The sequence below is a fragment of the Streptomyces sp. NPDC007088 genome, from assembly GCF_042869355.1.
Lineage (GTDB): Bacteria > Actinomycetota > Actinomycetes > Streptomycetales > Streptomycetaceae > Streptomyces.
In genome coordinates, this window is the sequence record NZ_JBIAFO010000005.1 from 142,934 (window position 1) to 155,798 (window position 12,865).

Below are 12,865 nucleotides of genomic sequence, written 5' to 3' on the forward strand. Positions count from 1 at the left end.
GAGCCGGGAAGTTCGCTGCGTCACACCGGCATCATGCCCCACGGCACTGACAGCGCCCCGGGAGCGCCCCTCGGGGCGCGGTGGCCGAAAGGCCCCGGTGCGGGAAGCGGGCCCGGTGTGGCGGCACAGCACACACCACAAAAAGGCTCCGCGCAAGCACTTTGGCCGATGATGGGATTGTGAGCTGGGTCACTCTTCTGTTTGCTTCGGTTAAGCATGGGCAGCAGCGCACCCGGAGCCGGCCCGGCGCGTCATTTCCCTGATGAGCCTCGGTGAGCGGATGAATCCGCAGTGCTCCACTGGCCCGCCCGCGGGGGTGGCGGGCCATTTTCCGTTCGACCCGAGAGGTTTATGTGGCCAGGCTGCAAGCCGAGAACCTGTTCAAGGTGTTCGGCAGACAACCCGATGACGCGGTGCGTCGCCTGAACGAGGGCGCAGACCGCGAGCAACTTCGTGCCGAGGGCACCACCGCCGCGGTGATCGACGCCTCCTTCAGCGTGGAGGAGGGGCAGATCTTCGTCGTCATGGGGCTGTCCGGTTCCGGTAAGTCCACGCTGCTGCGGATGCTCAACGGGCTGCTGGAGCCGACCGCCGGACATGTGCGTTTCGACGGACAGGACCTGACCCAGCTGTCCGCCGCCGGGATGCGGGACGTACGTGCCAAGAAGATCAGCATGGTCTTCCAGCACTTCGCCCTGTTCCCGCACCGCAGCGTGCTGGAGAACGCCGGCTACGGGCTGGAGGTTCAGGGCGTGCCGCGCGCCGAGCGCGAGAAGCGGGCGACCGAGGCGCTCGAACTCGCCGGCCTCAAGGGCTGGGAGAAGTCCTGGCCCGACGAGCTGTCCGGCGGTATGCAGCAGCGTGTCGGGCTCGCCCGCGCGCTCGCCACCGACGCCGACCTGCTCCTGATGGACGAGTCCTTCAGCGCCCTCGACCCGCTGATCCGCCGCGACATGCAGGACCAGCTCGTCGAGCTCCAGAAGCGGCTGAAGAAGACCATCGTCTTCATCACGCACGACCTCAACGAGGCCATGCGCCTGGGCGACCGCATCGCCGTCATGCGCGACGGCCGGATCGTGCAGACCGGGACCGCCGAGGACATCCTCGTCACCCCCGCAAACGACTACGTGGCCGCCTTCACCCAGGACGTGGACCGCTCCCGGGTGCTGACGGCCGGAGCCATCATGGCCGAGGTCGGCACCGCGCTCGGCGGCAAGGCCCCCGACGGCCGGGAGCTGCGCACCGCGCAGGACCTGCTGGCCGCCACCCCCGCCACGGTGCGCGACACCACGCCGATCATCGACCTGTTCTCGCCCAGCTCCACCAGCCCGGTCCCCGTCGCGGTCACCGACGAGTCGGGGGACCTCGTCGGCGTCGTGCCGCGCGACCGGCTGCTCGCCGTGCTCGGTGAGCCGATGAGCCCGGCCGAGAGCGAGCCGGCCCCGAAGGACGCGACCGCCGACCGGGGCGAGAGCGGCGTGGGGAAGGTGATCGCCGGTGCCTAGGCTTCCGCTCGGAGACTGGGTCGACAGCATCGTCGACTGGCTCCAGACCAACCTCTCCTGGCTCTTCGACTTCATCTCGTCGGTGTCCAAGGGCATGTACGACGGCGTCAACACCGTCCTCACCGCGCCCGAACCGCTGCTGCTCGCGGGCATCCTCGCGATCATCGCCTTCTGGCTGCGGGGGCTGACGGCGGGGGTGCTCTCCTTCGTCGGCTTCGCGCTGATCGACTCGCTGGAACTGTGGGAACCGGCGATGAACAGCTTCTCGCTGGTCATCGTCGCCACCGTGATCGCGCTGGTGATCGGGGTCCCGCTCGGAATCTGGACGGCGCGCTCCGGCAGGGCCAGCGCCGCGGTGCGGCCCGTACTGGACTTCACGCAGACGATGCCGGCGATGGTCTACCTGATCCCGGCGATCTTCTTCTTCGGCCTCGGCGTGCCCTCGGGCATCGTGGCCACGATCATCTTCGGGTTCGCCCCGGCCGTCCGGATGACCGAACTCGGCATCCGGCAGGTCGACAAGGAACTGGTCGAGGCGGCCGACGCCTTCGGCACCACCCCGCGCAACACGCTGCTGCGGGTCCAGCTGCCGCTGGCGCTGCCCACCATCATGGCCGGTGTCAATCAGGTCATCATGCTGAACCTGTCCATGGTCGTCATCGCGGGCATGGTCGGCGCCGGCGGCCTCGGCGGCTCGGTCTACCAGGCCATCGGCAACGTCGACATCGGTCTCGGTTCCGAGGCGGGCGTCTCCATCGTGGTCCTCGCGATCTTCCTGGACCGCATCGTGGCCGCGCTCGGCGAGCAGATCTCCCCGATCGGCCGCCGCACCGCCGCGCGCCTGCGCGCCATGCAGGGCCTGAAGATATGGACGTACCGTCCGCAGCCGACCGTCGCGGTCGTCGGTGTCGTCGTCCTCGCGCTCGTCGCCGGCGGCATGGGTGTGTTCGGCGGATCGGATGACAGTAAGACCGTCGACGCGACCAATGTCGGCAAGGGCAAGTCGATCAGCATGGGTTACATCCCGTGGGACGAGGGCGTGGCCTCCACCTTCCTGTGGAAGGAGATCCTGGAGCAGCGCGGGTTCAAGGTCGACGCGAAGCAGTACGAGGCCGGGGCGCTGTACACGGGTATGGCCAACGGACAGGTCGACTTCGAGACCGACTCCTGGCTGCCGACCACGCACGCGCACTACTGGAAGAAGTACGGCGACAAGCTGGAGGACCTCGGCTCCTGGTACGGGCCCACGTCTCTGGAGATCGCGGTCCCGTCCTACGTCAAGGGCGTCAAGTCCATGGACGACCTGAAGGGCAAGGAGTCGCAGTTCAAGAACCGGATCGTCGGTATCGAGCCGTCGGCCGGTGAGATGGGGCTGCTGAAGGACAAGGTCGTGAAGGACTACGGCCTGTCGAAGTACAAGGTCGTGGACGGTTCGACGCCGGGCATGCTGGCGGAGCTGGACCGGGCGTACAAGAAGAAGGAGCCCATCGCGGTCACGCTGTGGTCGCCGCACTGGGCGTACAACAAGTACGACCTGACCAAGCTGAAGGACACGAAGAACAGCTGGGGCAAGGGCGACACCGTCCACACCCTCGCCCGCAAGGGCTTCTCGAAGGACAATCCCGAGGTCGGTCAGTGGCTCAAGGACTTCAAGCTCGACGAGAAGCAGCTCACGAGTCTTGAGGCGGCCGTCCAGGACGCGGGCAAGGGCAAGCAGCAGGAGGCCGTGCGCACCTGGCTGAAGGACAACCCGGGTCTGGTCGACAAGTTCGCTCCCGTGCAGAGCCAGTCCGCGGACGTCGGCAAGGGCGACACCGTGAGCATGGGTTACATCCCGTGGGACGAGGGCGTGGCCTCCACCTTCCTGTGGAAGGAGATCCTGGAGCGCCGCGGGTTCAAGGTCGACGCGAAGCAGTACGAGGCCGGGGCGCTGTACACGGGTATGGCCAACGGGCAGGTCGACTTCGAGACCGACTCCTGGCTGCCGACCACGCACGCGCACTACTGGAAGAAGTACGGCGACAGACTTGAGGACCTCGGCTCCTGGTACGGGCCCACGTCTCTGGAGATCGCGGTGCCCTCGTACGTCAAGGGCGTCAAGTCCATGGACGACCTGAAGGGCAAGGAGTCGCAGTTCAAGAACCGGATCGTCGGTATCGAGCCGTCGGCCGGTGAGATGGGGCTGCTGAAGGACAAGGTCGTGAAGGACTACGGCCTGTCGAAGTACAAGGTCGTGGACGGTTCGACGCCGGGCATGCTGGCGGAGCTGGACCGGGCGTACAAGAAGAAGGAGCCCATCGCGGTCACGCTGTGGTCGCCGCACTGGGCGTACAACAAGTACGACCTGACCAAGCTGAAGGACACGAAGAACAGCTGGGGCAAGGGCGACACCGTCCACACCCTCGCCCGCAAGGGCTTCTCCAAGGACCAGCCCGAGCTCGCGAAGTGGCTCAAGGACTTCAAGCTGACGGAGAAGCAGCTCACGAGTCTTGAGGCGGCCGTCCAGGACGCGGGCAAGGGCAAGCAGCAGGAGGCCGTGCGCACCTGGCTGAAGGACAACCCGGGCCTGGTCGACAAGCTCGCCCCCGTCAAGGGCGGCAGCACCGCGAAGAGCGTCTCGAAGAACTCCGACGGCAAGGACGAGCGCACCCGGCCGCTGAACGTGGCCTGGTTCCCCTGGGAAGAGGACATCGCCGCCACCTACCTCTGGAAGCACGTCCTGGAGGAGCGCGGCTACAAGATGAACCTCAAGCAGTTCGAGGTCGGCCCGATGTACGCCGCCATGGCGCGCGGACAGCTCGACGCGCAGTTCGACGGCTGGCTGCCCTACACCCAGAAGAACTACTGGGACAAGTACGGCAGCAAGCTCACCAAGGTGGGGGAGTGGTACTCGCCCACCTCCCTGGAGATCGCCGTGCCCTCCTACGTCAAGGACGTCAAGTCCCTGGCCGACCTGAAGGGCAAGGGCGGGGAGTTCAAGGGCCGGGTGGTCGGCATCGAGCCGGGCACCGCGACCATGGACATCCTGAAGAACAAGGTGCTCCCCTCCTACGGCCTCGACAAGGAGTACAAGGTCGTCGACGGCTCCACCCCCGGCATGCTGTCCGAGCTGAAGCGGGCGTACGCCAAGAAGGAGCCGATCGCGGTCATGCTGTGGTCGCCGCACTGGGCGTACAACCAGTACGACCTGACCAAGCTCAAGGACCCGAAGGGCTCCTTCGGCAAGGGCGACCGCATCACCACCGTCGCCTCCAAGAAGTTCCCGAAGCAGTACCCGCAGCTCAACGAGTGGCTCAAGGACTTCAAGATGAGCGACACCGAGCTGTCCGGACTGGAGAACGAACTGCACAAGTTCGGCACCGGGCACGAGGAGGAGGCCGTCGACGCCTGGGTCAAGAAGCACCCGGGCACCGTCGACAAGATGGCCCCGCAGTAAGCGGCCGGGCCCTGCGGCGGTGACCCGCCGCCGGTGACCCACCTGCCCGGGAAAGGGGCGGACTCCGTGACCGGAGCCCGCCCCTTTCGCGTGGCCGCAGGCCGCTCCTCGGTGCTTGGTCGCCGGGGCCGGCCGCCCGGCGCACCACCGGCCCCACGCGTCACGGGCGCCGGTCCGCCCGCCCACCGCACTTCCCGCCCCGGCCCCACGCGGCACAGAACCTGCGTAGGCTTCACTCATCCCCCTCGGGGAGCCGCGGGCAGGAGGGAGCACCAGCGATGGACGAGAAGGAAGCACCACGGGTCGGCAACGCCGTACGGCGCCGCCGGCGCGCCCTCGACCTGACCCTCGCCGTCGTCGCCCGCCGCTCCGGCCTCTCGGTGCCCTTCCTCAGCCAGGTCGAGAACGAACGCGCCCGCCCCTCGCTGCGCTCGCTGCGCCTGGTCGCCGAGGCGCTGGAGACCACCACCGGGGAACTGCTCGCCGCCGCCGACCCCGCCCACACCGTGGACGTGGTCCGCTCCGAGGACGACACCGGCCTCATGGCCCCCGACCCCGCCGTGCGGCCCCTGGTGCGCGGACAGCACCAGATGCAAGCCATGGAGTACTGCGGGGACCACGACCCCGGCCGCGAGTTCCAGTACCGCAACGACACCCTGCTCTACGTCGCCGACGGAGCCGCCGAGGCCGAGGCGGAGGGCCGTGTCCACCAGCTCGGCGCCGGCGACACCCTCTACCTGAGCGGCGGCGTACGGCACCGCTGGCGGGCCACCGAACCCGACACCCGGCTGCTCGTGGTGGCGGTCGGCGACCACATCGAGGCGACCGAGGCGCCACCCAAGTGAGTGCGGCGCGCACCTCGCGGCCCCCGCGCGTCGTCTCCCTCGTGCCCTCGCTCACCGAGGCCCTGGCCGAGACCGCGCCGGGACTGCTCGTCGCCGCCACCGACTGGTGCACCCACCCGGCCGCACTGGACGTCGCCCGCATCGGCGGGACCAAGAACCCGGACACCGCCCGGATCACCGCCCTGCGGCCCGATCTGGTCCTCGCCAACGAGGAGGAGAACCGGCCCGCCGACCTCGACGCCCTGCGCGCCGCCGGTACCGAGGTCCTCGTGACGCACGTCCGCGACCTCCCGCAGGCCCTCGCCGAACTCGACCGTGTCCTCGCCGCCTGCGGGAGCGGGCGGCCCCGCTGGCTCGACGAGGCCGCGGCCGCGTGGGAGTCGCCGCCCGCCCTGCCCGAACCGGTGCGCGCCGTCGTCCCCGTATGGCGCAGGCCCTGGATGGTGCTCGGCCGGGACACCTTCGCCGGTGACCTCCTCGACCGGCTCGGCGTACGCAACGTGTACGCCGGGCACACCGAGCGCTACCCCCGGATCGCGCCGCGGGAGCTGGAGCGCGGCGCACCGCAACTCGTCGTCCTGCCCGACGAGCCCTACCGCTTCACCACGAGCGACGGACCCGAGTCCTTCTCCGTACCCGCCGCCCTCGTCAGCGGCCGTGACCTCACGTGGTACGGGCCCTCGCTCGGTCCGGCCGCGCGCCGCCTGGGGCAGGCGTTGCGCCACCCCCGCGCACCAGCGGCCTGAGCGTGCCGAGGACCGCCGCGCACCACGCCACCACGAGGAACGCGTACAGGGCCGCCGCCCCCCAGCGGTAGACCTCCAGCCCGGTGAGCCCGGCGAGGCCGGTCGCCCCCGTCACACAGGTCCCCACCGGGAAGGTGAAGGCCCACCACGTCGGTGCGGGCCGCAGCCCCCGGCGCAGCGCCCGCGCCACCAGCGCCCCCGCCAGCGCCAGCCACAGCAGGGCGAAGCCGAGCACCGGAACGCCGTACAGCACCCCGAACGCCGTGAAGCCGGCCGCGAAAGGTGCCGGAAGCGCCCCGCGCGCCACGGAGCCGAACGCGCCCGCCGCCGTCGTGGACTGCCCGAGCGGGCCGAGGACCAGGAACAGCGAGGGGGTCAGCGCGAGCGGCCAGGGCCCGCCCGCCAGCAGCCGCCCCACGATCAGCGGCAGCAGGGCGAGCGTCGCCAGCAGCGACATGCCGAACAGCGCGAGACAGCCGTACAGCAGGGTGGCGCGCGCCGGGACGGAGGAGAGGTGCGGCGCGAGCTGCGGGCCCAGTGAGGCGGACACCATCGGGCACACCAGCGGCAGCAGCCACACCGGGGAGACGTCGGCGATCCGCGCGGTGCCGCCCACCGCCATGAGCAGCGGAACACCCACCGCGACCACCAGGCCGAGTACGGTTCCCACCACGAACAGCGCCCAGGCCACCGCCGTCGACACCTGCGCGCCGAGCACCGCGCGGCCCGCGTGCAGCGTCGCCGCGCCCACCGCGAGGAAGGCCATCGGCAGACACCCGTAGAACGGGGCCGTCGCCGGGTCCCGCAGCGCCTCCCGTGCCCGGCCCGGGTACCGGGACCAGAACAGGGCGCGCGCGGCCAACAGCACGAGCAGCGTCAGGACCGACAGCGCCCACAGCCCCTCGCACAGCCCGCCGAGCCCCGGCACCCCGACCGGCAGCGAGGCACCGGCCGTCGACAGGATCGCCGTCCCCATGACCGCCGCGTAGTGGTGCGGGCCCAGCTCCCCCAGCCGGGACGCGGGAGCGGACGGAGGCGGGACGGTACCGGCACGAGGCGGAGCGAGGACGGTCATACCCCCAGCCTTTCCTGGCCCACCCCCCTCCCACCAGGGACGATACGGCTATGAGGGCATAAGGTGGACCGATGACCGAGGCACAGCGCAGGACCGGGGAAGGGGCGGGGCACGTGCGGCGTGGGGCCGGGGCGGGACCGGCGGCCGAGGGCACCGCGCCACCCCGCACGGCCCCCGCCGCGAAGCCCCTCTCGCACCGCGTCCCCGACCTCGGAGCGCTCGAACTGCTCCTGGCCGTCGCCCGGCTCGGCAGCCTCGGCCGGGCCGCCCGCGAACTCGGCATCAGCCAGCCCGCCGCGAGCGGCCGGGTCCGCGCTCTCGAACAGCGCCTCGGCGCCGACCTCGTGGACCGCTCCCCGCGCGGCTCGCGGCTCACCGACACCGGAGTCCTCGTCTCCGGCTGGGCCCGCCGCGTCGTCGAGGCCGCCGAGGCCTTCGACGCGGGCGCGCAGGCGCTGCGCACCCGCAGGGACTCGCGCCTGCGGGTCGCCGCGAGCATGACGGTCGGCGAGTACCTGCTGCCCGACTGGCTCGTGGCGCTGCGCCGGCTGCGCCCCGGCACGGCCGTGTCGCTGCGCGCGGGCAACTCCCGTGCCGTGGTCGAAGGGCTCCTCGCCGGGGAGGCCGACCTCGGGTTCGTGGAGGGGATCGCCGCGCCCGCCGGGGTCGACTCGGCCGTCGTCGCCCGCGACCGGCTGCTCCTGCTCGTCGCGCCCGGCCACCCCTGGGCGCTGCTGCGGGAGGGCCTGGACCCGGCCGAACTCGCCCGCACCCCGCTCATCCTGCGGGAGGAGGGCTCCGGCACCCGCCAGGTACTGGACGCGGCCCTCGTGCCGTACGGCGGGCTCGCCGCGCCCTTGCTGGAACTCTCCTCGACCACGGCCGTGAAGTCGGCGGCCCTCAGCGGGGCGGGCCCCGCCGTCCTGAGCGAACTGGCCGTCGGCGAGGAGCTGGTGGCCCGCCGGCTCGTCCCCGTGCCGGTGCGCGGAACCCCCCTGGACCGCGCGCTGCGCGCCGTGTGGCCCAAGGGCCACCGCCCGGCCGGACCCGCACGAGACCTGCTGGGACTGACGAGACGGGACTGACGAGGCGGGATCGGCGAGGCGGGGCTGACGGCAGTGGAGCTGACGGGGAGAGGCCGAAGGCAGTGGAGCCGGCGAGGCGGGGCTGACGGGGCGCGGGGCGCCCGCAATCCGGTTGCGCCGCCCGAGGCTCGGCCCGGACCATGAGGAAGCATGACCACTTCTGACACCCCGACACCTGCGACACCCCGCCCGGTCGCCCTGGTCACCGGTGTGGGCCGCACCGCCGGGATCGGCGCGGGCGTCGCGCACCGGCTCGCCGCCGCGGGCTGGGACATCGCCTTCACCTACTGGAGCCCCTACGACGCGCGCATGACCTGGGGGGCCGAGGAACGGGCGGCGGAGAAGATCGCCGCCGGACTCGCCGGGCACGGCGCCGCCACCACGGCGATCGAGGCGGACCTCGCCGACCCGGATGTCCCCGAGCGCGTCCTCGACGAGGCCGCACGCCGGCTCGGGGGAATCACGGCTCTCGTCATGTGCCACGCCGAATCGGTCGACTCCGGCCTGCTCGACACGACCGTCGAGAGCTTTGACCGCCACTTCGCGGTCAACGCGCGCGCCACCTGGCTGCTGATCCGCGCGTTCGGCTCGCGGTTCGGCGGTCCGCCCGGCACCGGACGGATCATCGCCCTCACGAGCGACCACACCGTCCACAACCTGCCGTACGGGGCGAGCAAGGGGGCACTGGACCGCATCACCCTCGCCGCGGCCCACGAGTTCGCCCACCTGGGCGTGAGCGCCAACGTGGTCAACCCCGGGCCGGTGGACACCGGCTGGATGTCCGGGGAACTGCGCGGGCGGCTCGTGCGCCACACCCCGCTGGGACGGCTCGGCACCCCCGAGGACACCGCCCACCTCGTCGAGTTCCTGTGCTCACCGCAGGGACAGTGGGTCAACGGCCAGTCGCTGAAGAGCAACGGAGGGATCGCCCAGTGACCCGAGCCGGGGACGGACCGGCCGTCAACGGCGCTTGAGTTCGAGGACGCCTCGCGCGTGCGGACCGGCGATACGCGCTCCGCGCGACGGGTCCGGCGCGGCCTCGCCGTCTGCGCCCTGCGGACTCCGGCCGCCGCCGCGGCGGAATACAGAACTCCGGTGCGTTGATTCCTCAAATTCACCTCAGGTGAATCTCAGAAAATGAGAAAACGAAACGGACATCGGGCCTGAAAAGTGTCAACCCGGTCACCGTCTTCGTGAAGATACTTCGAAGGAATCTCCGGTCGTGCTTTCATTGCCTCCAAAGAGAGGCCGAAGAGTTTCGGTCTCTCGGACCAGGGGGGAATTGCGTGTTAAACAGGAACCTGCGAAGACTTTCCCGTACGGCGGCAAGCGGTGTTTTCGTCGCAGCCTTGACCGCGGGTGCGGTCGTCGCTCCGCAGTTCACGGGGGAATCCGCCAAGGCTTTCGCTGCGTCGGCTTGCCAGACCAAGGCGTCGGCCTACCTCATTAATCCTGCCGGGAATCTTTTGACGAAGTACGTCGACTGGAATCCGGCGAACTCCACCGACTCCAATCTCATCGACGCCGGGAAAACGGCCAAGCTGAACAGCGGCAGCTACTATTTCTCCGGCGGGCACGGCGTCATCTACGAGGTGACGGCGGCCGGGGGGCTGAAGACCTACCAGGACCGCACGGACACCGGTGGAAATCTTCTGACGCCGGTGAAGACGTACGACGTCAACTGGACGGCACGCCACAACCGCGTCTGGTCCAACGGAGACCTGATCTTCTCCATCCACGGCGGCGGAAAGCTGGAGTTCTTCCACCAGAGCGCTCCGCTCACGGGTGCGGGAGATCTGTCGCTCGACCCGGAGGTTCTGGCCTTCGACCACCCCGCCGTGGTCGCGTTCACCAAGGCCGATGACGTGTGGGCGGTCGGATCGACGACGTACACGCTCACCAACGGCGTCATCCGCGCGTGGGCCTACACGGCCACCCCGCGTCCGGGCTTCCCGGCTCAGGGGACCGTCGTGGGCACCGTCGACGCCTCGCAGACCCAGGGCTGGGCGGCCGGCCCCGGCGCTGTGCGGACGACCGCGAGCGACGGTACGGTGCGCGCCTACACGGCGGCTCAGGGCCTCACCGCCACCAACCCCGAGTACGGGGCCGGGCTGAGCGGAGAGGTGCTCGCGGACACGGCCACCTGCCTGGCGGACGCCGGCGAGGAGAAGCCCACCCTGGGCGCGGCCGCGGACGACCCCGACGCCCCCGCGGCCGTGGCGGAGGAACCCGGCACACCGCCCGCCCCCGGCGCACCCGAGGTACTCAAGGGCAAGTTCGTCCTCGGCAACGGCGCGCCCGCCGCCGGACTGACCGTCAGCGTCGAGGCCGTCGACACCGTGCCCGAGGACGGCTCCGAGGTCGTCCTGCCCACGCTCGGCACGGCCGTGACCGCGGCCGACGGAAGCTGGACCCTGAAGCTTCCCAAGACCCTGCCCGCCGAGGTGCGCCAGGCCGCGGACGAGAACGGCGGGATCGTCAACGCGATGGCGACCGCGACGGGCACCACGAAGACCGGTGTCCCCATGGGCGGCATCACCCACCTCACGGCCGCACCGGCCGCGGCCTCCGCGTCGGCGCGCGGCCTGGCCCTCGCCGACGACGAGAGCGAACAGCCCGCGGAACTGCTGCCGCTGGGCGCCACCTCCGAGGCCGACGGCGAGGTGTCGGCCCTGAGCGAGTCGCAGGACCCGGCGAGGCGTTCCCAGCTGACGGCTGACTACGCCAACAGCTGGGCCGAGAAGCAGGAGTCGAGCCCCACCGACACGCTGGGCGACAGCCCGCTGCCCAAGTGGCAGAACGCGACCGGGGACCTGCCGACCGGGTTCAACCCCTACCTCGTAGGCGGACAGGACACCAAGTCCCTCGCCGTGGTGCCCATGGACGGGGGATGCGACCGCACGAAGACCAAGACCGTCGACAAGAAGGTCTACTACACCACGGTGGGCGAGGGCCACGCCTACTGGGACGCGAAGGCCTCCGTCGACTACGACAGCAAGCTGTCCTCCACCGTCGACGTCGCGGCCAAGACGGGAAGCAACTGGACCATCACGGGAAGCGCGAGCCTGGGATCGTCCATGAGCGTCACCACGGGCTACACCAACAAGGGCCCCTACTACGCCAAGCAGTGGAAGGTGCCGATCAAGTACACCAAGTACAAGGAGACGTGGAAGTGCGGCGGCAACAACACCTTCACGCGCTACGTGATCAAGCCCGGTAAGTACTCGATCCCCGCGGGTGGCGCCACCGGAAAGTACGGTAAGGACGTCCGGAGCAAGGACGGCTTGAAGTACCTCGACTCTCCCAAGTCCCACCGCGCCTACGTGGCCCGGGGCTCCTACTTCCAGCTGGGAAAGAACCGCAGCGTCAAGTGGTCCGGCGCGGTCAGCGCCTTCGGTGTCTCCCTGGGCGGATCCACCGGTTACGACCGTGACCACCGGCAGCGCATCACCGCCGGTGACCGGAAGAACTCCAAGCACTACATCTGGGGAAAGAATGACAGCCCTTCGGGCAAGCCGGGCGTCTTCTACTCGTACTAGAGGTGCGGCGCTGCTGATCTGTCTTCTCCTCGCCGGCTGCTCCGACGCGCAGAGCAAGGGCCACGCGCTGGACGCGGAAGGAACACAGTCGAGCGGCACGGTCGGCAACACCCACGCGAGAACCGGGCAGACGTGGTACTTCGCACTTCCCGTGCCACGCAATGTGAGCAGCCGGCCCATCGAGATCACCGGGGCGAGTATCGTCGATCCCCCCAAGGGGCTCAAGGTGGTCAGCTACGCCGCCTACAATGTGAACGACACCGACGGACTACCCCTGCTGGCGCTCGAAGGGGAATCGGACACACCCGACTTCGCACGCCTGAAGAACTACGCGGACTCCCCGGTGAAGGTCCCGGCCAAGAAGGACAGCGACATATTCTTCCAGGCCAGAATCCGCATCACCTCACCACCCGAGAAAAACATCAAGCACTGCCGGTTCCAGTACCGTCAGGGAAACGAAGAGTTCACGCAGACCCTTGACTGCGAACTGGAACTCAAGGTCGAGCGCTAGCCTCCGCGCGACACGTGTGCCCCCTCGGCCGACAGGGCCGAGGGGGCACACGCGCAGGGCGTGACGGACGGCAAGCGAGCGCCGCGGTGGCCCGGCGCGCGTAGCCGGGCCGTGCCTCAGGCC

The 12,865-nt window shown here is 70.2% G+C and carries 9 protein-coding genes; 8 read left to right on the forward strand and 1 reads right to left on the reverse strand.

The genetic code is table 11. From position 1 onward, the window contains the following. Positions 1–353 precede the first annotated feature (353 nt). The 4 genes from ACFYMP_RS10260 to ACFYMP_RS10275 all read left to right on the forward strand — a co-directional run bounded on the left by ACFYMP_RS10260 (position 354) and on the right by ACFYMP_RS10275 (position 6,532). Complete coding sequence (locus ACFYMP_RS10260) at positions 354–1,505, forward strand: glycine betaine/L-proline ABC transporter ATP-binding protein (protein ID WP_388853643.1); 1,152 nt, start codon at positions 354–356, stop codon at positions 1,503–1,505. Then, positions 1,498–4,941, forward strand: coding sequence for an ABC transporter permease/substrate binding protein (locus ACFYMP_RS10265; protein WP_388853646.1), 3,444 nt, complete (start codon positions 1,498–1,500; stop codon positions 4,939–4,941). The genes ACFYMP_RS10260 and ACFYMP_RS10265 overlap by 8 nt, the downstream gene beginning before the upstream one ends. 278 nt (positions 4,942–5,219) lie before the next feature. Further along, positions 5,220–5,786, forward strand: coding sequence for a helix-turn-helix domain-containing protein (locus ACFYMP_RS10270; RefSeq protein WP_388853649.1), 567 nt, complete (start codon positions 5,220–5,222; stop codon positions 5,784–5,786). Continuing rightward, entirely contained in the window at positions 5,783–6,532 is a 750-nt protein-coding gene (locus ACFYMP_RS10275) for a helical backbone metal receptor (protein WP_388853652.1), read from the forward strand. Before ACFYMP_RS10270 ends, ACFYMP_RS10275 begins: the two co-directional genes overlap by 4 nt. Here ACFYMP_RS10275 and ACFYMP_RS10280 read toward each other — a convergent pair. Next, positions 6,450–7,607, reverse strand: coding sequence for a C4-dicarboxylate ABC transporter (locus ACFYMP_RS10280; protein ID WP_388853655.1), 1,158 nt, complete (start codon positions 7,605–7,607; stop codon positions 6,450–6,452). The two genes, ACFYMP_RS10275 and ACFYMP_RS10280, sit on opposite strands and share 83 nt — an antisense overlap. A 71-nt stretch (positions 7,608–7,678) precedes the next feature. On the opposite strand from ACFYMP_RS10280, the gene ACFYMP_RS10285 reads away from it, so the two are divergent. From ACFYMP_RS10285 to ACFYMP_RS10300, 4 genes are all read left to right on the forward strand, one after another. After that, a complete protein-coding gene (locus ACFYMP_RS10285; protein WP_388853658.1) occupies positions 7,679–8,692 on the forward strand; it encodes a LysR family transcriptional regulator in 1,014 nt (337 codons plus the stop codon). A 150-nt stretch (positions 8,693–8,842) separates the two neighbouring features. Further along, entirely contained in the window at positions 8,843–9,628 is a 786-nt protein-coding gene (locus tag ACFYMP_RS10290; protein ID WP_388853661.1) for an SDR family oxidoreductase, read from the forward strand. 530 nt (positions 9,629–10,158) lie between these two features. Then, a complete protein-coding gene (locus ACFYMP_RS10295; protein WP_388853664.1) occupies positions 10,159–12,231 on the forward strand; it encodes a hypothetical protein in 2,073 nt (690 codons plus the stop codon). After that, positions 12,188–12,742: a hypothetical protein gene (locus ACFYMP_RS10300; RefSeq protein ID WP_388853667.1), complete on the forward strand. Its 555-nt coding sequence runs from the start codon at positions 12,188–12,190 to the stop codon at positions 12,740–12,742. The genes ACFYMP_RS10295 and ACFYMP_RS10300 overlap by 44 nt, the downstream gene beginning before the upstream one ends. The last annotated feature ends 123 nt before the right edge of the window (positions 12,743–12,865 follow it).